This is a genomic window from Microcoleus sp. ARI1-B5 (assembly GCF_036705795.1).
In the GTDB taxonomy this organism is placed as follows: Bacteria; Cyanobacteriota; Cyanobacteriia; order Cyanobacteriales; family Microcoleaceae; genus Microcoleus.
The window spans coordinates 53,503-73,857 of sequence record NZ_JAUBVK010000026.1 but is presented as its reverse complement, the minus strand read 5'-3'; the positions used below and the strand labels follow the sequence as shown (position 1 = coordinate 73,857).

General features: G+C 42.6%; 19 protein-coding genes. 8 read left to right on the top strand and 11 right to left on the bottom strand.

Annotated elements, in window-relative coordinates:
- The first annotated feature begins 35 nt into the window (after positions 1-35).
- Positions 36-662: a Uma2 family endonuclease gene (locus tag QUB63_RS27285; RefSeq protein WP_332948497.1), complete on the top strand. Its 627-nt coding sequence runs from the start codon at positions 36-38 to the stop codon at positions 660-662.
- Between the two features lie 132 nt (positions 663-794).
- On the opposite strand, the gene QUB63_RS27280 is transcribed toward QUB63_RS27285, so the two are convergent.
- The 3 genes from QUB63_RS27280 to QUB63_RS27270 all read right to left on the bottom strand — a co-directional run bounded on the left by QUB63_RS27280 (position 795) and on the right by QUB63_RS27270 (position 3,023).
- Positions 795-1,979 (bottom strand): AI-2E family transporter, encoded by a 1,185-nt coding sequence (locus tag QUB63_RS27280; protein WP_332948496.1) that lies wholly within the window; start codon positions 1,977-1,979, stop codon positions 795-797.
- 127 nt (positions 1,980-2,106) lie between these two features.
- Positions 2,107-2,724 (bottom strand): Uma2 family endonuclease, encoded by a 618-nt coding sequence (locus tag QUB63_RS27275; protein ID WP_332948495.1) that lies wholly within the window; start codon positions 2,722-2,724, stop codon positions 2,107-2,109.
- A gap of 113 nt (positions 2,725-2,837) precedes the next feature.
- A complete protein-coding gene (locus QUB63_RS27270; protein WP_332948494.1) occupies positions 2,838-3,023 on the bottom strand; it encodes a hypothetical protein in 186 nt (61 codons plus the stop codon).
- Positions 3,024-3,123: 100 nt separating this feature from the next.
- Between QUB63_RS27270 and QUB63_RS27265 the strand changes: the two genes are divergently transcribed.
- From QUB63_RS27265 to QUB63_RS27245, 5 genes are all read left to right on the top strand, one after another.
- A complete protein-coding gene (locus QUB63_RS27265) occupies positions 3,124-3,366 on the top strand; it encodes a ribbon-helix-helix domain-containing protein (protein ID WP_332948493.1) in 243 nt (80 codons plus the stop codon).
- Positions 3,367-3,410: 44 nt separating this feature from the next.
- Positions 3,411-3,992, top strand: a complete 582-nt coding sequence (locus tag QUB63_RS27260; protein ID WP_332948492.1) for a Uma2 family endonuclease — start codon at positions 3,411-3,413, stop codon at positions 3,990-3,992.
- Positions 3,993-4,098: 106 nt separating this feature from the next.
- Positions 4,099-5,424: a class I SAM-dependent methyltransferase gene (locus QUB63_RS27255; protein ID WP_332948491.1), complete on the top strand. Its 1,326-nt coding sequence runs from the start codon at positions 4,099-4,101 to the stop codon at positions 5,422-5,424.
- 108 nt (positions 5,425-5,532) lie between these two features.
- The gene (locus tag QUB63_RS27250) at positions 5,533-6,045 is read left to right on the top strand and encodes a type IV pilin-like G/H family protein (RefSeq protein ID WP_332948490.1); all 513 of its coding nucleotides are present in this window, start codon (positions 5,533-5,535) and stop codon (positions 6,043-6,045) included.
- Between the two features lie 102 nt (positions 6,046-6,147).
- Positions 6,148-8,406 (top strand): O-linked N-acetylglucosamine transferase, SPINDLY family protein, encoded by a 2,259-nt coding sequence (locus QUB63_RS27245; RefSeq protein WP_332948489.1) that lies wholly within the window; start codon positions 6,148-6,150, stop codon positions 8,404-8,406.
- A 736-nt stretch (positions 8,407-9,142) separates the two neighbouring features.
- Here QUB63_RS27245 and QUB63_RS27240 read toward each other — a convergent pair.
- The 7 genes from QUB63_RS27240 to QUB63_RS27210 form a co-directional block, all read right to left on the bottom strand.
- Positions 9,143-11,767, bottom strand: a complete 2,625-nt coding sequence (locus tag QUB63_RS27240; protein ID WP_332948488.1) for an O-linked N-acetylglucosamine transferase, SPINDLY family protein — start codon at positions 11,765-11,767, stop codon at positions 9,143-9,145.
- 439 nt (positions 11,768-12,206) lie between these two features.
- The gene (locus QUB63_RS27235; RefSeq protein ID WP_332948487.1) at positions 12,207-13,148 is read right to left on the bottom strand and encodes a hypothetical protein; all 942 of its coding nucleotides are present in this window, start codon (positions 13,146-13,148) and stop codon (positions 12,207-12,209) included.
- Positions 13,148-14,308, bottom strand: a complete 1,161-nt coding sequence (locus tag QUB63_RS27230) for a DegT/DnrJ/EryC1/StrS family aminotransferase (RefSeq protein WP_332948486.1) — start codon at positions 14,306-14,308, stop codon at positions 13,148-13,150. The genes QUB63_RS27235 and QUB63_RS27230 overlap by 1 nt, the downstream gene beginning before the upstream one ends.
- Before the next feature lie 3 nt (positions 14,309-14,311).
- The gene (locus QUB63_RS27225) at positions 14,312-15,298 is read right to left on the bottom strand and encodes an NAD-dependent epimerase/dehydratase family protein (protein ID WP_332948485.1); all 987 of its coding nucleotides are present in this window, start codon (positions 15,296-15,298) and stop codon (positions 14,312-14,314) included.
- Positions 15,295-16,968 (bottom strand): methyltransferase, TIGR04325 family, encoded by a 1,674-nt coding sequence (locus tag QUB63_RS27220; protein WP_332948484.1) that lies wholly within the window; start codon positions 16,966-16,968, stop codon positions 15,295-15,297. Before QUB63_RS27220 ends, QUB63_RS27225 begins: the two co-directional genes overlap by 4 nt.
- Before the next feature lie 78 nt (positions 16,969-17,046).
- Complete coding sequence (locus QUB63_RS27215) at positions 17,047-18,012, bottom strand: FkbM family methyltransferase (RefSeq protein ID WP_332948483.1); 966 nt, start codon at positions 18,010-18,012, stop codon at positions 17,047-17,049.
- 66 nt (positions 18,013-18,078) lie between these two features.
- On the bottom strand, positions 18,079-18,492 hold the full coding sequence (locus QUB63_RS27210) for a tetratricopeptide repeat protein (protein WP_332948482.1): 414 nt from the start codon (positions 18,490-18,492) through the stop codon (positions 18,079-18,081).
- Between the two features lie 405 nt (positions 18,493-18,897).
- Here QUB63_RS27210 and QUB63_RS27205 point away from each other — a divergent pair, with 405 nt between their 5' ends.
- Together QUB63_RS27205 and QUB63_RS27200 are read left to right on the top strand one after the other, a co-directional pair.
- Complete coding sequence (locus QUB63_RS27205; protein WP_332948481.1) at positions 18,898-19,125, top strand: hypothetical protein; 228 nt, start codon at positions 18,898-18,900, stop codon at positions 19,123-19,125.
- Positions 19,118-19,552 (top strand): hypothetical protein, encoded by a 435-nt coding sequence (locus QUB63_RS27200; RefSeq protein WP_332948480.1) that lies wholly within the window; start codon positions 19,118-19,120, stop codon positions 19,550-19,552. Before QUB63_RS27205 ends, QUB63_RS27200 begins: the two co-directional genes overlap by 8 nt.
- Positions 19,553-19,698: 146 nt before the next feature.
- On the opposite strand, the gene QUB63_RS27195 is transcribed toward QUB63_RS27200, so the two are convergent.
- The gene (locus QUB63_RS27195) at positions 19,699-20,286 is read right to left on the bottom strand and encodes a Uma2 family endonuclease (protein WP_332948479.1); all 588 of its coding nucleotides are present in this window, start codon (positions 20,284-20,286) and stop codon (positions 19,699-19,701) included.
- Positions 20,287-20,355 lie beyond the last annotated feature (69 nt).

Sequence of the window (20,355 nt, the reverse complement as noted above, 5' to 3'; positions counted from 1 at the left end):
TCCTACATAAATAAATAACATAAGGAGCGAGATCCATGACTCAAGCGATATTAAAACCAGTGACGTTCGATGAATTTATTGACTGGTATCCTGAAAATTCGATAAACCGTTACGAACTGCACAATGGAGCTATTGTTGAGATGCCTAAAGCAACCGGAGAACATTCAGAAGTAGCTGGCTTCCTCTGCCTGAAGCTAGGGATGGAAATCGAGAGGCTGCGGTTGCCCTACTTCGTACCGAAAGAATGCGTTGTCAAAGCTGATAACGAGCTATCTGGTTACGAACCGGATGCGATCGTTTTGGACAGACAAGGGACGAACGGCGAACCGAGATGGAAAAAGCAATCTATCATTACAATGGGTAGTTCTGTCCGGCTAATTGTGGAGGTGGTCAGTACCAATTGGCGGGATGATTACGGCTACAAGTTGGTTGATTACGAAGCTTTGGGTATTTCTGAATACTGGATTGCGGACTATTTGGGACTTGGCGGCAGACGCTATATTGGCAATCCGAAACAACCTACTTTTTTTGTTCACCATTTGGTTGATGGCGAGTATCAAGTTAGTCAGTTTCGGGGGAGCGATAGGATTGTTTCGCCCACATTTCCAGAGTTGAATTTGACTGTGCAACAGATTTTTAGCGCTGGACAAGATGCGGTTTAGAGTGCTAGGATAGAAGATAGAGATTTATAAAAATCGGATCTTAAAATCGCTTCTATAAAAACAAAGTCCGCCTTCGCGGACTCAAAAATAAACTGCTATTTAAGCCAGATTTGGGATGAGTACAAACCTGAATTACTGATTTCCCGGAACTTCATTTGCGTCATTGTCTGCATCATCGGAGATGTCTGGTTTGTGTTCGGGTAACTTTTCTGACCGGCTTTGTGTGACTCCTATAGATTCATATTCTTCGTGGATAGCCGAATCGATTGCGGCCAACCTTTTAGGATTGGCGTCCCACTGGTTGAGAATGTCTTTAATTAGGGCTTCCCTAATCCAAACTTGAGCGACAACGGTGAGGGGAAGGGCTAGCAATAAGCCTAAAAATCCAAAGAAGGTGGCGAAGAATACTTGAGCTATTAATGTTACTGCGGGCAGCAATGATACTTGCTGTGCCATGACGTAGGGAGTGAGGATGTTGCTTTCAAACTGTTGAATGAGGAAGTAAAGGATGAGGACTAAACCGGATTTTAACGGAGTGTCTAAAAGTGCGATCGTCATTGGGGGAATGACGCTCAACCCAGGCCCGATATTGGGGATTAAGTTGAGCAAGCCGGCTAAGACAGCGTGAGCTAATGCTAGGGGAACTTGCAAAACTGACAAACCAATTAAGCTTAACAAAGTGATGACGCTCATGCTAATTAAAGCGCCGATGACCCATCGGCCGAGAGCTATTTCGCATTCATCTAAAATTACATCGATTCGCCGCCGGTAAAAAGAGGGAAATAGTTGTATAAATGCTTTGCGGTAAGAGAGGGGATCTGCTAAGGTCATCAAGGTCAAAACTAAGACTAGCAAAAAGCTCAGGATAACGCCTAATGTGTTGCCGACAAAGGCTCCTGCACCGCCGACGAGTTGGTTGAATAAAGGTTGCAGTTGTCGGATAATGTCGTTAACATCGAGATTGGGCAGTCGCTGGCCGATTTGTCCGGAGAAGCGAGTTTCGATTTGATCTACCCAATCATTTAATCTTGCTATTCCTTGAGGGGCTCTTTGGGTAAGTTGTTGGAATTGCTGGGCAAAGGGCGGTACAATTATCAGGAACAAGCCGACGAAGACGAGGAATAAGAAGCTAATTGAGCAAAGTACGGCGATCGATCTTTTGAACCGGAATTTTTTTTGCAAGTAGCGTGCTAGTCTGTTTAAGGCCGTGGCTAAGACGACGGCGGCAAACAGCAGCAGTAGAGCCTGCCTGATTTGCCACAGGATGTAACAAGATGCGATGAGGGCTAATAAGCCCATCCACTGTCCTAGCTTCATGCGATTTTAGATACTATAGTGGGGAATTGCCGGCGTTGCTTTAGACGCTTTTGAAATCGCGTCTCTACAAGATAGCTTAGATACGCGCGATCGCCTCTTTACAATATACTCCTACAACGCAGCCTGCTCAATTCCCTTTGGCGAACACCTGCTGCGCTGTCAGATTCAATTCTGGGAAAGTTGGGGACTCAATCACCTCAGCCCCTCTAAACAGTTTAACTTGGTATTCCCCATCAATTAGTTGGTAAACCGAAAAAGTTGGTTGCTTGGGATTGCCGATAAACCGTCTCCCGCCCACTCCTAGATAGTCTACAATCCAATATTCTTGGATGCCCATTGACTCGTAAGCCTCTAGTTTGCGGGCATAATCATCCGCCCAGTTGGTGCTAGTTACTTCTACAATTAGCGGGACTGATGAACCCATTGTGATAATTGATGATTTCTCCCACCGCGGCTCGTTTGCAATGGTTTGTTCGTTGAGTACAATGATATCTGGCTCATATCCCGATTCCTCGCGCATGGGTTTGATGACGCATTCTTTGGGGATGAAGTAGGGTAGGTTTAGACGCTCAATCTCAATTCCTACCTTCAGCGCGGTAAAACCGGCTACTTTAGAGTGTTTCCCTGTTGCTTTTGGCATCTCAACAATTTCTCCATTGTGTAGTTCGTAGCGGTGTTCTGAATTTTCAGGATACCAGTCAACGAATTCATCGAAGGTTACTAATTCTGTTATGGTTTGAATCATGGTGAGTGCCTTGAGTTTGGTTTGGATAACTGTACGGGGAAACAGGCAGGAATTGAGTTTTTGGCATAGTCTAAAGACCAAGTGTAGATCGATCGCACTTTTTGATTGCGTCTCTACTGCTGCTGCAATGCCCGCCAGCCGAGGATAGCTGCTACGATCAGGCTGGGGGTAAAGACGGCGATTAGGGCGTTGAGGTCGGTAGAGGGTATGGATAAGCTAGGCCCTGCGTACTTGATGGCTAGGGAAAGGGCGGCGGAGAGGGTGAATACTTTGAGGATGGGGCTGATGTTGGTGTTCATGGAGGTGGTAGTTGGTTGTATAATTAGGCATTGAGATTATTATGCCAAGTCTCTGCCGTTATTGCGATCGGAGATTACAGCTTTTAACAGGAAAGTGACGATGAATGTTGTTTTAAACCCAGAATTAGAACAGTCGATCCAATCTGAGTTAGATACTGGAAAATATAAAAATGTAGAAGCGATGCCCAGAGTAGCGTTAAGGATTTTATCTGAGCGAAATAGTCGCCGAATCATTGCTCGTAAAGTAAATACTTTATTTGCTAAAACGCAAGCGATACCAGGAGTTCAAGAAATTACTGAGGAGGAGATTGCAGTGGAGATTGAAGCTTACCTGGGAGGTTGATGAGGATTGTTTTAAAATGTTTCAGTAGTTTGATGGAGGTTCGCATGATGGCACAGACACTCTTACAGCCACTAGACCAACGGTTCATTCAGTCCGGGATTAGCTGGGAACAGTTCAAGCTAATTGAAAAGGGGTTTTCTGACTCCCCAGGGACGAGGTTGTTTTATTACAAAGGAGAGGTAGAAATCTTGGCAGTTTCAGAAGACCACGAAGCGATAAGCCGCACCCTCACTATTCTTTTGGCTCTTTACTTTGACATCAAAGACATTGAATTTAAACCGACAGGAAGCCTTACTCTAGAAACAGAAGGCGAAGCTTCAGCACAACCTGACGAATCATATCTTATTGGTAGGTCAACTGGAACCCCTCCCCACTTATCAGTAGAGGTTATCTTCACTAGCGGTACTGCCAAAAAATTGCAGCGCTATCGAGTATTGGGAGTTGGTGAAGTCTGGTTCTGGGAGGATGGTGTATTGGCTATGTATCGCTTGGCTGCTGAGGGTTATGAAAAAATTTCTTCAAGTGTTGTTTTGCCAGATTTAGATATTAATTTACTGTGTCGCTGCTTGCTGATGGCTTCGAGTGTGGAAGCGATGAGGGAGTTTAGGAGGGGGATTTCTGGTTAGGGCGGGGGTTTTAGACTATTATGGCCAGTATGTGTGGTGGCCGGGCGGGCGATCGGCTATTTTCTGAGATACTAAGATAATTTGCCAGCATTAAGCATAATTGAAAATGGATCACCAAAATTTAGAGTTAATAGAAAACATTCGCCAGCAATTTGACAATACTCCTTTTCCCAGAATCCCCCTAGAACAATCTCCAAAAGACAACAGTGAATTGCTCTACCTTCATAATCTTGTAAGTGCTTACTACTTCAGAAATAGAAAAGTTATCAATACTTCCGGTAAAGTTGTCCTAGATGCCGGATGTGGCACCGGTTATAAATCCTTGGTTTTAGCTATAGCCAATCCGGGAGCGAAAATAGTAGGCATCGATTTATCAGAAGAATCTGTAAAACTAGCTGAGCAACGTTTGCAATATCATGGGGTTGCCAATGCAGAATTTTATGCTTTGAAGATAGAAGACTTACCAAGTTTAGGGTTACAGTTTGACTATATCAATGCTGACGAAGTTCTGTATCTCTTGCCCGATGCTATTGCTGGATTGCAAGCGATGAAGTCTGTTATGACGCCAGATGGCATCATCCGCACAAACCTTCACAGTTCACATGGTAGAGCCGGAGTATTTCGCGCTCAAGCTGCTTTCAAAGCAATGGGATTAATGGATGGAAGTCCGGGAGAATTGGAGAGAGAAATAGTCCGGGAAACAATGGAAGCCTTGAGAGATGAAATCGGGATCAAGGCGGCAGGGTGGAATGCCGATTTCGCACAGGATGAGGGATGGATTATGGTTAACTATTTATTCGTGGGTGATAAAGGTTGTACCATTCCTGAAGTGTTTGCTATGTTGAGAGGTGCCGATCTAGAGTTTATCAGTATGGTGGCTTGGCGGCGTTGGGAGTTGATGGATTTGTTCAAAGATCCAGAGGATTTGCCTCCGTTTTTGGCGATGAGTCTGCCAGAAGCTTCTGTGGAAGAGCGACTACATTTATTTGACTTGTTACATCCCCTGCACCGTTTGTTTGATTTCTGGTGCGGCAATCCCGATCGAACTCAAGCTTTTGTGCCAGTGGCGGAATGGACGGAGGCTGATTGGGAGTCGGCGCGCGTGCATTTGCATCCTCAACTGAGGACTGCTGAGGCGAGGGAAGATTTGAGCAATTGCATTGCCAGCAAGATGCCGTTTGAAATTAGCCGTTATGTTATTGTGCCTACTTTAGCGCCAGTGACGATCGAAAGTGCGATCGCCGCTTGCCTGCTACCTCTGTGGGAGGGAGTGCAGTCTGTGAACTCCTTGGTGCAGTGGTGGCTCCAGCTCGGAACTCTGCATTATGCTAATCTAGGGCCTGTAACTGAGGACAAGGCCTTTGATGAGGTCAAGGAACTGTTGAGCAGGCTGGAAGCTTTTCTGTACGTGCTTTTGGAGCGATCGGCTTGAGGAAAGTCAAAAAATTTGGCGGGCGGTGATATGAAAGCCCTCAGAAGTGGGTAAGTTAGTCTCACGAGTTAGAAATCAAGCATCCCACGCCTCTAGGAGTAACAACACATGAAAACTGAATTTAAAGCCAAGTTCCTGCAACACATCAATCAGAGAAGAGAAGATAAAGGTTTTACCCTGATTGAACTACTCGTCGTTATCATCATTATCGGTATTTTGTCTGCTATCGCTTTGCCTTCCTTCCTCAGCCAAGCAAACAAAGCCAAGCAGTCTGAAGCCAAACAGTATGTCGCTTCAATGAACAAAGGTCAGCAAGCAGTCTACGCAGAGGATGGCAAGTTTTCTAGCGATACAACTGGGACCTCGTTGGGTCTTGGTATAAAAACCATCACCAATAATTACAGCTATATAATAGGCGGTGGCACGGGAGGAGGATTTGTTAATGCCAATCCAATTGCTACTGCTCTCAAAGGATATGGGGGGAGTGTGGCTTTAATTACGGCTGGAGATGCAAAAACAACTACTAGCATCCTATGCGAAGGCGTAGCAGGTGCTAAGGGTACAGTAGTAGAAGGTATCACTGATTGTGCTCCGGCAAGTATGACTGCTGTTACTAAGTAATTTTTGAGTTGCATCACTCATCCTACTTAATAGTCTTGCATAAGCGGGTAGCAAAAAGCGCTACCCGCTTTAAAATTTAAATAAAAATTCCTTGAATAGTTTATGACTTCTAGTGATTCATTAGTTGCCGGATGGCAGCAGCAAGCCGATCAATATATTTTTTCAGACAACTATTATCAAGCAGCGAAACTTTACGAAGAGGCGATTTTACAAGAGCCTAATGTTAACTCCTACTACTGGCACTTAGGTCTGATTTTTCTATTGCAGGGCCAAGAAAGTGAAGCTCAGACAACATGGCTCGTGGCAATGGCAAATGGAGAGCCAGAAGACATAGAAAAGTGGACAGAAGAACTGATAGAGGTATTGGAAACAGAAGCAGAGCGACGACGATTACAGGGAACAAAGGAACAAGACTATTGCATAGCATGGGCAATCCGGCAGCATATACGGGAAATTAACCCAGAAGGAGTTAATAACTTGTTACATTTAATCGGGCTGTCCACTTTGCTCAAAACATACCAGGGAGAAATGTTGCATGAGCTGAATATCCTTGAACTGCTCAAGTCGGAAGTAGTAGAAGTGGATACTGAGCTATTAATACAAGTCCTGAAAAATGTTTTAGATTTGGCACCGTTTCACCCTTCATATTTCGATTTTGCCGAAACAGCTCTGGTGTATGTTAAAGACGATACATCAATTTTAGAAGAGTTAATACTCCCATTTGTCTATAAGCTTGGTTACTCATTTAAGCGATTTGATTTGGCTGCCAGTTTTACCGAACTAGGTTTAAAGTTTCTTCCTAAACATCTAGAACTTTTATCGGTGTTGGCTTCTTTTTATCAAGATAGCCATGAATATACGAAGGGAATAGAAACGGCTAAATTATACTTTTCACTTGAAGATAAGTTAGTAAATAAAATTTATGCTAACTTGCTAATTATGCGCGGCTTGATGGGTGCCGGTGGCTACTGGAATGAATTTTGCTTAGCTTTTGAATTGCAGAAGTCCATGCTAGCTTCTTTGATCGAAGAACAAAATATTAATAAGCTATATATTAATGAGCTATCGGAGACATCAGCGCTGCGATTATTTATATCGGTTTTTTTCTTTCCTTATTTTCAAGATCGACTTGAGGAAAATTTAAAAATTCGCAGTCAAGTAGCTCGATTAGTACAGTCAAAAATCGAAACATCTCTGAAAGAAAAGGTAGATCGGTGTCGCCAGTGGAATTCTAGGTTAATCAAAACAGATGTTTCTACAAGGCGTTTGAAAATTGGATATATCTCCCACTGCCTGTGGACTCATTCTGTAGGTTGGTTAGCACGATGGGTATTTCAGTACCACGATCGAGAGCGTTTTGAGATTAATGGTTACTTTATGAGCTATTTAGGGAGTTATAATCCATTACAAGAATGGTTTGTGGGTCAGGTTTCTAAGGCTTGCAAATTAGGACTCAGTGGTCAAGAAGCTGCTGAAAAAATTTATGAAGATGAAATTGACATCTTGATAGATCTCGATAGTTTAACGCTGAATACCACTTGCGAGGCAATAGCAATGAAACCAGCACCAATACAAGTAACTTGGTTAGGTTGGGATGCCTCCGAGATTCCTGCTGTTGATTATTTTATTGCAGATCCTTATGTTTTACCGGAATCTGCCCAGGATTACTATACAGAAAAAATCTGGCGTTTGCCTCAAACCTATATAGCTGTAGATGGTTTTGAGGTAAGTGTACCTAATCTCCGGCGCGATCAATTGGATATTCCTACTGATGCTGTTATTTATCTTACTGCTCAGAGGGGGTACAAATATCACCCCGATACAGCAAGGCTGCAAATGCAAATTATTAAAGGAGTTCCCAATAGCTATTTTTTAGTGAAAGGAGTAGCCGATCAAGAATCTCTAAAAAACTTCTTTCTTCAAATTGCAGAATCTGAGGGAGTAAGGGCAGAACGTCTAAGATTTTTACCCTCTGCTCCTTCAGAGCAAGTCCACCGCGCTAATTTAGGCATAGCTGACGTAGTATTAGATACTTACCCCTACAACGGAGCTACAACTACAATGGAGACGCTGTGGATGGGTGTTCCTATAGTAACCCGCGTAGGGCAGCAATTTGCTAGCCGCAACAGCTACACCATGATGATGAATGCTGGTATTTCCGAAGGGATTGCTTGGACTGATGAAGAGTATGTAGAATGGGGTATTCGGTTAGGGAAAGATCCTGTTTTGCGGCAGCAAATATCCTGGAAACTGCGACAGTCACGACAAACGGCTCCGCTGTGGAATGCTAAGCAGTTTACGCGAGAGATGGAAAAAGCTTACGAGCAGATGTGGCAGATATATGTGGACAAAAATCGTTAATTACCTGAACATAAATTTGTCAGCTATAGCAATCCTATTTCAGTTATGAAGCTAGGGTTCAGCAAGAAAATACGGCACGATTTTCACATTAAAACTTAGGACTGCTATATGACAAGTTAAGATTAAAATTATCCTACATAATATGACCTAGTATGAAAACTCTTAGTGAGATCAAAACTACCCTGAAAAATCTATTGCCCGATCTGCAAAAGCGCTATAGCATCGTATATTTAGGCATATTTGGCTCCTATGTGCGCGGTTAAATCGCCAATGCCAGGAATTATGGAGCGCGACTACATTTTGTTGTTGAAGCCAGTTATGTAAACTCTCAAACCCTTGAATATTGTTAGTTTAGTCTAAGGGGCGGGCCAACTTCACCGATTTCTGATGTCCTTGAACAACACTTTCTGCTGTTACAGAACCATTTGTACGAAACTTTCCTTGTTTCTTTAGATTCACTTTGCTAGCGATCGCCTGATGATCGGCTCGATCGCCTGATTGTCGCTACGATCAAATCAATGGCGTGGCGATCGACTAACTCATTCTTTTAAGATACAAGGGGCGGGTTCACCAGCAATAATTGCCCATAATAGACAATATAGTAAACCCGCCCCCGCGCATATAAGTCCGATGCTACCGGATTTGATACAATTTGTGGAACACCTTGTTGCACAAATACATTTGAGTAGTTGAAGCGGAATTAAATGCGATATCACCGGAAACAGAGGATTGAATTTTATATTTTTAACCTGTCTAATTTAAATAAGGCTATCTTCTCTGCTTTTGCATGAGCGATCGCCTCTTTATTCTCATGCTCTAATCCAATTTTCCCATGAAGCCGGGGGATTAAAGCTTCCCACTGGATTTCACTTAACTGTCCAATTAGTGAAATTTCCGGCCCCTCAGAAACATCTAAATCTTCTTCCATCAAAAGGTTCATCGCAACGCTGGATAAAAGCAGGTGGGCATCTTCTTCAGAAATGTTGCTGTTGTCTATTAGGAGAGTTATTTTACTTTTTTCTGGGTGAGTTGCGATCGCAATCAGGACAGCACCCAATTGCTCATACAGTGATTCTTCTGATTGACTCCAATCTGGAAATATAAGCAGGTTAACTTCTCTTAACCCCAAATTTTTAGTGAGAGCATTTGCCTGGTAGTTGCTAAAGAACTGTTGGAATAGCGCATCCATTTGAGCCGAGTAAGAGCGGCTGTCTAAAAATCTAGGCTTTCTCTGCATTTTTTCCTTGATTTGCTCACTCGTTTTTCCCCGCAACTGTGAGTTAAGTGCCAAAGCAACTGCTAGCTGAATATAGGCTTCTTCGCTATTAGCGATTAAGTTAGTTACTTCGAGTTCTCGTAACAGCGAAGCTCCCAGGCGATAACGAGCAGATTCTCCTTCCTTGACAACCGTTGCCAAACCAGCCTCCAACGGATCGATCAGCGAAGCCATGCCAGAGGAGGGGTAAGAATCTAAATATATATCAGCATTTTTTAAACATTCCTTAATATCAGCACGATTCGGTAATGGCTCAAGGAATCTTAACTGATTTTCATTTAAACCGTGCTTCCCTAGCACCTGCAAAAAACGGTCTTTAAACGCTTTTTCTGAAGAGTTAAGTTTACTGTGATGATTCAAGAAATATAACACGAGAATAGAGTTAGGCACCCTAGCAAGGATTTGCGCCCAAGCTGCTTGTACTTCTGGAAGAATTTTGTCAAAATTAACCCCCGAAATGTAAACTACAGCATTCTGAGCAATTCCTAAACTTTCTCGGCTAATACTTGTTGTCACTAGGAGTTGCTCTTCAGTGGCAAAATCGAAGCACTGAGACGGCCCTTCCACCATCACTAATGTCTCTGTATAGTGTTCTTGAGCGCAATTTTCTACCTCAGTCAGTTTACCTGAGATAAAGTAATCAACATTACTCATACCAGTAGTCGCAGTTGAGTTCATGCCGACTACTTGAACTCGTGCCAAACGATGCAAGGAAAGCAATGTAATTAAATTGGTTTGTGATGTTATATCGGAAGCAATGAAAATGAGATCGAGGTCGTCATCGCGGATAGTCTTCACCTGATTATACAGGTCTTCAGGAAGTTGTACTGCAGCATCAGCATGGCCTGAACAGTACCTTTCAATCCGGTGTCCACTAGCTTGGGTAGAATAGAGAATTATTTCAAATAAATCTCTATTTAAGTGTTTATAAACTGACAAAGTGGCAAATGTCTCTGGATTCGGCTCAAAGTTAGTCACAATAATACCCAAGCGGATTTTACTCCTAGCTGGTATTCGTTCGGGAAAATCATACTCTAGTTGATACCCCTGGGTCGTCAAAGAAAATTCCATGATTTCTGCTCGTTTTTTGTAAATTTCCTTCAAATTTTCTGGACTAAAATCCATAAAAAACTTGACATTCAGGGTTAAAAGGAGAGCTAGTTCTTGGGAATTTGTTGCCGTGGGGTTGCTAAAAATGTAGGTGTGGAGAGTATTGATTACTTTTCGCAAGTGGTGAGAATATTCCTCTGATTCACCCATTTCTTTAAAGAAAATGGGAGATTCTAAGAGAAATTTTATATAATTGTTAAGTAGCCACTGGGGAATTCGGGAGAGGTCATACTGCAACGGTAACTGATGGGGATAGATGTATAGCATCGCTACCAGTAAATTCTGAATAGCTTTTGTCTCATTCAATTCAGTAGACATATTTACCATTAACTCCTGTACAAAACTTTTTTCTTTCTTTGTGATAGCTTGGCCAATCGTGCAAGAAGAGAGAATTCTTATTATAATATCCTGCTGGGGGATATCCTCCAGTTCCTCCCTAGTTAAATTCAACCACACATTAGCCATTTTACTTCGCAAGTATGATGAATCTCCACTAAAAACAATTTTTTGAATGAATTCATCTACTTGAGGGTCACGGCTGATAGACAAAGGATGCCTTAAAGGAAATTCTAGGGTCTGTACCAGCGTATTAGCTAATAAGCTGTCCACAGTGATTGTATTTGTAGAATCAGGATTATCAAATCCTATATTAGAAACTAAATTAATTTCAGGAATAATTGTGAAACCATTTTGTAGCCAGCAAGCTAATTTCCAGCGAAAAGCCCAGGAATTAATGTACCCATCATAAGTAGCCTGAAATGTTTGTGTCCACCGTTCTGCCACTTGATAATCTTGTAAAAATTCTGCTAGCCAGTTCCGATCTCTACATTCTGGCCATTGCTTCATTTCAAAGTCAAAGTGTTGCCAAGCACGCCTCCAAGTGGCCCATCCCCAGCAGTCGATGTAGCGAGTGAAATAGTAACTATCATTATTTGGTTTCCATCCAAATAAAAAATTTGTGCCTGCTATCACCATAATTTGCGGGTTGTGGCGGTAGTATTCGAGGAGTTCCTCGCAAAATCGAAAAAATGTTGCGTCTGGCAAACAGTCATCTTCGAGAATGATAGCTTCTTCTACTGTTTCAAATACCCAATCTAAGCCGCTCGCCACGCGATGCTTCAAGCCGAGGTTTACGTCAGAGTAATTTTTCAAGACTTCGCAATCCCAATCTACGCCCTCAATAATTTGACGGGTAGCTTCACACTTCTCCGATTCACCCAATTTATCTGGGCGTGGACCATCAGCAATTACCAATAGTTTAGGAGGTTTGACTTTGCTAATTGCTTCAAATACCTTTGCAGTGGTATCAGGGCGCTTAAATATAATTAAGCATACAGGAGTTTTTAACTGCCAGTCGGTCATGGGCAACTCTCATCATTATTTAACTTTACTCGGTTTCTGCTGCGGTTTCTATTCAACTATTATTGGCGGAAATAGCAGGAATTGCTATCCCTCTAATAGTGCTTTGAATAGAAACTTCTGGCAAAAGTGGTGAAACTTCTTTTGCTATTTCTCTTAGAGTCTGAAGATAGGGACCATAAATATCTCGAAAAATGACTCGATCGCTAAATCGTTTTACTTTAAAAGCTGGGTTAAGACCAAAAAGCTCAAACTCCTGCTTGTAATGATTAAACCCGTGAAAGTGGAAAAATATGAGAGGTTTCTCATCTATCCACACCCGATTTCCCTCACCATAAATTTGGTAATTGTTAGTATTCCAATGAGCTACGTTGGCTCCCTTGTGTTGCAAGACTACCACGCCCGGAAAACGAGTTGGCCAGTCATCTAAGTATTTTTGGTCGGCAAAGCGATCGCCTTCTGGTCGATCGTAACACCATTCAATACATCGTTCCCGCCACCATTGCAGACAGCTTAAACCATTTTCGTCGCGTCGAAACGACTCCCACCCCACATTGTAAGTTCCAAATACTTTTAAGTCGAGGCGTTCTGGTGAGAAACGGTGTTCAATAATTCCGACCGATTGCTTACCCAGTTCTTCATAAATTGGTTCTACACTAGAATAAAAGAAAAGGTCGGAGTCAAGATAAGTGATTAAATCGACTTCGGGGTAATTTCTGAAGATGAATAAGGGTAAAGACGGAGTACAGGTGAAGTAATATTCAACCAGGGTGCGGTTTTGCTTGGCAGCGATCAGGGCTTCATCCCCCCGCTCAAATTCTTCGAGAGCTATCAAGTGGATATCTGGTAGAGCCAACTCAGAAAGAACGTCATAACAAGTTTTGCTTAAGCACAACACCCACCATTTAAATTCGGGACAATGCTGCTTCAATGAGCGATAAAGTGCCAGTCCTCTTGGCAGATAGCGATGGTCGAAATAACTGCAATAGTAGTACATTAGGCTTTTTCCGCTATTTTTTGATACCACACAGTAATCTTTTTACTCACCTGCTGAACCTGCTCATCGCTTAATTGAGGATACATCGGTAAGCTCAAAATCTCCCGTCCTATTTGTTCTGTCACTTCTAGTCCCATGCCAGCGACCGCTACCCTCCCCTGATAAGCAGGTTGTAAGTGAACTGGCAATGGGTAGTGAATCAAAGTGCCAATTGAATTATCTTTCAAAAAGGCTCTGAGGTCATCCCTCTCTTTGTCACGCACAACATATTGATGGTATACATGATCGATATTCCCAGATTTTTGGGGCCGTTTCAGAGGGGTATTGAAAAGCAAAGTATCATAGATGTGGTTAGCAACTTGCTGCCTCCGGTAATTCTCTTCATCAAGGTGCGCTAGCTTCACGCGCAAAATCGCTGCTTGCAGCTCATCTAAGCGGGTATTCATGCCGGGAATATCGCTGATATAGCGCTCACGCCAGCCATATTGTTGTAAACTCCGCACTTTTTCTGCTAATGGAGCATGATTCGTGACGACAGCACCGCCATCTCCCAAAGCTCCCAGGTTTTTTGTTGGGTAGAAACTAAAAGTCCCTAAGTCTCCCCAGATGCCTGTTTTGCGCCCCTCAATTGTTGCGCCGTGAGATTGAGCGCAGTCTTCAATCACATACAACTCGTGGCGGCGGGCAATCTCTACAATTGCTGGCATATCCGCTGGATGGCCGTAGAGGTGAACGGGGATAATAGCTTTAAGATTACCCAGAGATGAGTTTTGGCGCGTTTGCGCGATCGCTTCCTCTAAATAATTCGCATCCATTGTGAAAGTAACTGGGTCAACGTCCACGAGTACAGGCGTCGCCCCCGTTAATTCTATCGCTGCAACTGTTGCTACCGCAGTATGAGATACTGTAATCACAGCATCCCCGCTGCCAATGCCACAGGCACGCAGCGCTATTTCTAGAGCATCTGTGCCGTTAGCAACTCCTATGCAATGACTCGCGCTAATATAAGCAGCGAATTCTTGCTCGAAAGCTTCAACTTCTCGACCGAGAATGTACCACCCGCTGTCTAGCACTCGGTGAATCGCTGCATCAATTTCCGCCTTGTGAGCCTGGTAATTAGCTTTGGGATTGGATTGGAAAATGACGGTTTCGTTGACCATAATTCATAAATAATGCGGTAGATTTTCCCGATAAAAAGCGATCGTCCGGCTTAGTCCTTCTAGTAAAGAAACTTTGGGTTTCCATCCCAACAGTTCGCGAATCAATCTATCGTCTGCATAGTAATCCCCGATATCAATCAGTTTGCGTTCCGCTGGAAAAGAACGAACTGTGAATTCTCCGCCCCCATTGGCTTTAATCAACAATTCTGCTGTATCCTTCAGGCTAATCACGCAATCGCCGCCCAGATTAAAAGCTTGCCCTTTGGCTTCCTCACTAGCCGCTACTATTAGCATGGCATCTACAGCATCATCTACATAGGTAAAATCTCGCAATTGCTCACCTCCCCAAACTTCAAAAGGTTTGCTTTCAACTAGCAAGCGAATCCAGATGCCTAAGAAGGTTTGACGAGCATCTTTTACTCGCATCCGGGAACCGTAGGTGTTGGTTAACCGCAGAGCGCAGGAGCGAATGCCGTAAACATTGTTATAAAGAATATGATACCATTCTCCAGCCATTTTATTGATGCCATTGACATCTACGGGGCGCAGTAGGTGCTTTTCATCTACGGGCAAATAATCAGGCTTGCCGTAAAGCTGCCTGGTACTGGCAAAAACTACCTGAATATCGGGGTTATATTTGCGGCAAGCTTCTAAAATGGACAGTTGCGCTCGGCAGTTAATCTCCAAGTCAGTATAGGGGTCGTGCATCGAATCCAAATGGCTGGTTTGCCCAGCTAAGTTGAATAAATAATCTTGCCCTTGCACTAAATAGCGCATACTGTATTCATCGCGAACATCGGAGATATTGACTTTTATTTTGTCTTCAATACCAGCGATGTTGAAGATATTGCCACCGTATTCAGGGATAAGGCTATCTACCACCAACACTTCCGCCCCTATTCCTACCAAACGTCTGGCTAGATTACTGCCAATAAAACCTAATCCACCCGTGATCAAAACCTTCCGTTCTTTAAAAAATGCGTCAATCATTTTGCTGTGCCTCGCGGACGAAACAAAAACCCTCTACCTTCTCCAGGCTCCGGTGCTCCTGGCACTGGAAACCCCTCTGCAATTATAAATTCCCGCACTAATTCCATTTTCCCCCTATTCATGTAATTCAAAAACTCTCCTCGATTCAAAAACCAACCCAAATATTCTGTTCCGTATCCATATTGATAGGGTCTTTGTAAGACGACAAAAGAAGCTGCTTTGTGGACAATTGGGAGACGAGTTATGTAAAGATATGAACGGCTCACCGCCTCTAACTGACTTAGGACTCTCTGCCAATTTTCAGAGTATTGCAGAGATGAACTTGCCACGACTAAATCGTAACTTTGTTTGAAGCACTCGCTCTCATCCTCATAAAACCTGGCTTCTGGCAAAAGTTCACGACCCGCTTCGCAAAGCACAGACACCTCTTTGCAGTGATAGTCAATTTTTACATCAGGCAATAAAGCTTTACTGAGTAGGTAATACTCTCCTAGACCCCCTCCCCAATCGAGTATAGAAATGCGCTCCTTTCTCTGAGCCGTCAAAGCTAACACATAGGCATAAGCCATGTAGGTGTTGTGAGTTCCATAGTTGTTTGCTACAGGTTGAGCCATCTGAAGCAATTCCCGAAATTTTGACCAATTTGCTTTGCGGATTTCTAAAATACTTTCTACATTCCAACCCTTAACTTTTAAATTGTTTTTAGCCCATTTTTCTGGAATATACTCCCATTCAGGAAGTGAATAACATTGGCGTTGTTGCTCTAGGATTTCTTCAACAAAAATTCTTTCATTTTCTGTCAGGGGTTGCTCTTTAATAGCGCTGGAAACTAACTTTTGAGAAATCTTCGCTAGTTCAGATAAGTAAATATTTTGCAAATGCTCTACAGGCAAATTCAGCAACACATCTGCTATTTGCCTGCGACTTTTTTGCATACCCGCAATTGTTGAATCACTATCTAAAGATGTTCGCGTTTGTTCCACATAATTGGAGATTTTAGCAGCAATTTTTTCTATTTCAATTAATCTATTAGCTATTTCATTTCGAGATTCACGCTGTGGCAGGGAATAAGTTCCCCCTGTTGAAGTGGCGAATTCTCCTTTAGTTAAAGTGACAAAAACTGAAATTATTTCTTGAGGTTTTAGAGTATGAATATCCAATATTCCTGCACTAGCCGGAATAGAAAGCCTCCAATCACACTCTAATACTGTAAAGCCCGCTTCTTTACTCAAAAAGCGCAAACCCTCTGGTGAATAACGCCAGTAGTCACGAGGAGATGGATGGTAGGGGAATAAAAATACAGTTGAGATTACTAATAAACCATTGGGCTTCATTATTTCGTAAAAAGCACGAAATACCTCAAGGGGATTTTCTATGTGTTCAATGACATTGAGGCAGACAGCCGTCCCGAAGAAATTGATGTATTTTTTAGGTAGAGCCTCTATTCCGGGATCGCCCTTTTCAGGATTTAAAATTAAATAACTTGGATCTATATGGTCAAAAGGTCTTTGCCTCAAACCGACATATCTAGCAGACTGGTCTCCTGTTTTAATCGTTAAGTCATAATCAGCAATCGTAGGTTTTTCCAGTCCACCTAAATCTACAAAAGGTTTTCTGAGTCCATATTTTTGTACTTGTTCTGTTACTAGCTTGATATCATCCCAAAACATTTTTTGTTTCCTTGTTTAACGTAATAACTACCATCTCTTAGCACTACTAATTTAAAACTTTATTTATCATAGGATTATTTAATCAAAAAATGCTAGTTCGTTTTTCGGGAAATTTTCACGCTTTATTTCACTATTCAGGAACATTTCATAAATTTTTCCTATTTTAAAAAAATAATTAATTTCTAGTTGATCTGCGGATAAATTAAGCAACAGTTCTGCAAATTGTTGACGTGCTTGCTGAAGGTTATTAATCGAAATTTGAGTAGGTTCTTGCCGATACGCTTTTACGCAGTTATAAATATTATCTATTACATTTGATAGTTCTGTCGCCAGTGAAGGAAAAGCGACATAATTTTCATAAAAAGATTGCGAATCGGTCGCGATGTCACCAATGCTGCCATCGCTCTGAATTTGATGAGCCTCATATCCATTTTCACTCAGTACGTCAAAAGTATCTTTAGCTTTACGGCTCAAACCCTCTAACATTTTTTGAGAAATTTCAAACTGGATAAAATGAATTGCTTTTCTTTTGAGAAGTTCTACTGCTCCTTTTAAAACATCACTTTCAGCTCCTTCTACATCTATTTTTAAATAATGAATAGTTTCTATTTTGTTTTGCTGACAAAAGCGATCGAGAGTCATTGCTTCAACTATTTCTGTATGAACAATAGGTACATAGGCTGCGTGATTTTCAGGATCAATCATTTTGGGAAAACCCAGGCTATTCCAAGATGAGTATTCTTCTGGGAATTCATTGAATTCTATTTGCTTATTTTCCGAGAAAATAGCTTTTTGAAAAGCATAGATATTAGAGCAATTAAATTCTTGAAAGCGACGCAATAATTGCCTGAACGTACTTGAAGTAGGTTCAAATGAGTACACTTTCCCAGAACTGCCAACAAGTTGACTTAGAAAAATTGAATAGTTGCCAATATTTGCTCCTACATCAAACACAGTCATGCCTGAAGAAACAAGCCTTTTTACTAGCAATTGCTCCTTGATTTCTGTAGAGAAAGAAAAGCTGCTTTGCTCTAGGTCATTCATAGGATTTACACCTAACTAGCACTATTAGCCTCAAAAGCAGAAACCTAGCGTTCGCCCCTACTTGCACTACTTCTTCCCCTCACCCTGCGAGTTCAACTGCCGCAACAACCCCTGATAATCCGCTCTCTCAGGATGCAACCTCACCAACTTCTCCAGAGGTTCGATCGCCCCCTTTCCATTCTTCATTTCCAACCGCACATTTACCAACCCTTCCAAAGCCGTCTGATTTTCCGGCTCCCGCTTTAACACTAACTCATATCCCCGCTCCTTGGCCGCCAATTCCGACTCTTGAGCCACCGCCACATTAGCAGGTTGCTGCTGAGCCGGAGGACGACTAAATAGTTTACCAAGACCAAACACGGTCGAGCCAGCAAACGATACCATTGACACTAGCACCAATATTTGCTGTATCCGCTTAGACCGCTGCATCCGCTGCACGCGGACTTTTCCATATTGTTTTTCAAGCTGAGCGTCATCCATTGCCAATCTCTTATCCTCCTGACTTCCTAGTCACCTCTCCTTATAATGCCCAACTTTGCTCGCAAATCGATCGCCCTTCGCCATTTAAAATTTTTGCTTAAAACTAGGAACCATATTAAATGATATTTGTCAAGCAAATTCAACCAATTGTTGGGTTCAGAAGCGGGCCGAGCTTGTAACAATTATAGTCCTAGACGCACGGGTGGTCAGAAACCGGGTTTTTTTACGAGAATACTTCACTGCGATCGGCAGATTCGGTAAAAAACCCGGTTTCTTTGGTCGGAGTGGGTCCTGGACTGAATTATCCTATAATTTTGCAAAGACGCGCCCGGACGCAGTACCGCAAATACCGAGTCCAGACGACTTCTCCAATGTTGTCAACCCAACACAGGGAGCAATACAATTATGCCAAATAATCCAAACTGGTTGCGTTACGATCCAGACGAAGATAAGTCTCGGCATGGAGCGGCCGACGAAGCTTGTTGCTATGAGATGCAAAGAAAATATGGTTGGAAACTAATTGACATTGAGGAGACTGATATAAATGGTCTAGAAGTCGATTGTGTTTTCCGAGGCAAAACAGAGTTTCCTAAATCATTCTACGACACAGAAAGTGAGGACGACGATGCATAAATACATTATTTTCAGAGCAGAACCTAGAACTCCTGGGTGGAAAGATAGAAAACTACAGCACACTCAATCATTGACTCGCATTCTAGCTGAACACTTTGACTCTTCTGATGGCCCAATTCCTGAAGTTGGCTATCGTCCCCCAGAGTTTGTTCGTGTGGAAACAGAACACGATCCAGATAGACACGGTTACAGCACTCATTATCGCACAGGCGATTGGGAAGTTGCGCGGGTTGAGACTTATACTCCCGATATTCCGATCGGGGAATTTGATATGGTAGTAATCTGCTATTGCCAATATTCGCCAATTGATGCTCCCCTCAAACCCATGCCAGAACGTCAAGTTTCTGTCGATTCCTTTCGAGGAGACAAGGAAGCTTATCAACGTTGGTTAGAGTCTCAAAAAGGCAAAGAATACACTGAAGTTTAGGAGTTCCAGCTCTTATAGGGACACGATCCAGGGTAACTGCCTACGGGGAGCGATCGCGATCGGGGTGTACTTCATCAACAACGTTGGATCGTTGCTAGATACCCGACTTGTTTAAGAAGTAGGGGATATGTATTATCTATTTTTGACTACAAATCCCGATCGATCGCCCTTTTGAATTCCTTAACTGCCTCAACATGACTGGTCATATTAACACACCTGACAAGTAAATCAATATCGAGTTCTGGGAGCAATTGAGAACTCCCAATCTGTTCGTATCCTTCCTGTCCCAGAGCATACAGAGACAGTCGGCTGTTTTCCCAAAACCAGACTTCGGGGATTTGCAGGCGTTTGTAAGCCTCCAGCTTATCAATTCCGCCGCTAGTGACGACTACTTCAATAGCCAAATCTGGACGTTCTCTGTCAGCACCCAATTCGTAAGATTTGTCTGCTTCACACTTCACTCGTTCCGATTCATTTTCTAAAGTCAACGAACCCGTTGGAGTGAAATCGATTCCTGCTTTCAGTAAATATGTTTCCAGTAAAGCACCAATTCGTTCTTTCCCTATTTCCTGTTTTCTTCCAGGCATTCTCTGAATCTCCAGTATCCCATCTAAAAATGACAGCCGAACTCCGGGAATATCCAGCATCGGTTCTAAGGTTTTGAATTGTTCCCAGCTTAATCCGGGAAATAGCAACTGCCGATCTAATTTGTCTTCTAATGTTGTTGCAGTCATGGATATCGCTCCTTTATTCCTAATGTAAAATCTAAAATCGATCGCTCTCGCTCCTTGATTCCCAATTCT

Bases quoted from the DNA above. Each gene is read 5' to 3' on its own strand.
- QUB63_RS27280 (WP_332948496.1), bottom strand. From the start codon at position 1,979: ATGAAGCTAGGACAGTGGATGGGCTTATTAGCCCTCATCGCATCTTGT.
- QUB63_RS27260 (WP_332948492.1), top strand. From the start codon at position 3,411: ATGATGGCACAGACACTCTTACAGCCACTAGACCAACGGTTCATTCAG.
- QUB63_RS27210 (WP_332948482.1), bottom strand. From the start codon at position 18,492: ATGGATGACGCTCAGCTTGAAAAACAATATGGAAAAGTCCGCGTGCAG.
- QUB63_RS27245 (WP_332948489.1), top strand. From the start codon at position 6,148: ATGACTTCTAGTGATTCATTAGTTGCCGGATGGCAGCAGCAAGCCGAT.
- QUB63_RS27285 (WP_332948497.1), top strand. From the start codon at position 36: ATGACTCAAGCGATATTAAAACCAGTGACGTTCGATGAATTTATTGAC.
- QUB63_RS27225 (WP_332948485.1), bottom strand. From the start codon at position 15,298: ATGATTGACGCATTTTTTAAAGAACGGAAGGTTTTGATCACGGGTGGA.
- QUB63_RS27230 (WP_332948486.1), bottom strand. From the start codon at position 14,308: ATGGTCAACGAAACCGTCATTTTCCAATCCAATCCCAAAGCTAATTAC.
- QUB63_RS27265 (WP_332948493.1), top strand. From the start codon at position 3,124: ATGAATGTTGTTTTAAACCCAGAATTAGAACAGTCGATCCAATCTGAG.
- QUB63_RS27255 (WP_332948491.1), top strand. From the start codon at position 4,099: ATGGATCACCAAAATTTAGAGTTAATAGAAAACATTCGCCAGCAATTT.
- QUB63_RS27195 (WP_332948479.1), bottom strand. From the start codon at position 20,286: ATGACTGCAACAACATTAGAAGACAAATTAGATCGGCAGTTGCTATTT.
- QUB63_RS27235 (WP_332948487.1), bottom strand. From the start codon at position 13,148: ATGTACTACTATTGCAGTTATTTCGACCATCGCTATCTGCCAAGAGGA.
- QUB63_RS27200 (WP_332948480.1), top strand. From the start codon at position 19,118: ATGCATAAATACATTATTTTCAGAGCAGAACCTAGAACTCCTGGGTGG.
- QUB63_RS27250 (WP_332948490.1), top strand. From the start codon at position 5,533: ATGAAAACTGAATTTAAAGCCAAGTTCCTGCAACACATCAATCAGAGA.
- QUB63_RS27205 (WP_332948481.1), top strand. From the start codon at position 18,898: ATGCCAAATAATCCAAACTGGTTGCGTTACGATCCAGACGAAGATAAG.
- QUB63_RS27220 (WP_332948484.1), bottom strand. From the start codon at position 16,968: ATGTTTTGGGATGATATCAAGCTAGTAACAGAACAAGTACAAAAATAT.
- QUB63_RS27240 (WP_332948488.1), bottom strand. From the start codon at position 11,767: ATGGTGATAGCAGGCACAAATTTTTTATTTGGATGGAAACCAAATAAT.
- QUB63_RS27270 (WP_332948494.1), bottom strand. From the start codon at position 3,023: ATGAACACCAACATCAGCCCCATCCTCAAAGTATTCACCCTCTCCGCC.
- QUB63_RS27275 (WP_332948495.1), bottom strand. From the start codon at position 2,724: ATGATTCAAACCATAACAGAATTAGTAACCTTCGATGAATTCGTTGAC.
- QUB63_RS27215 (WP_332948483.1), bottom strand. From the start codon at position 18,012: ATGAATGACCTAGAGCAAAGCAGCTTTTCTTTCTCTACAGAAATCAAG.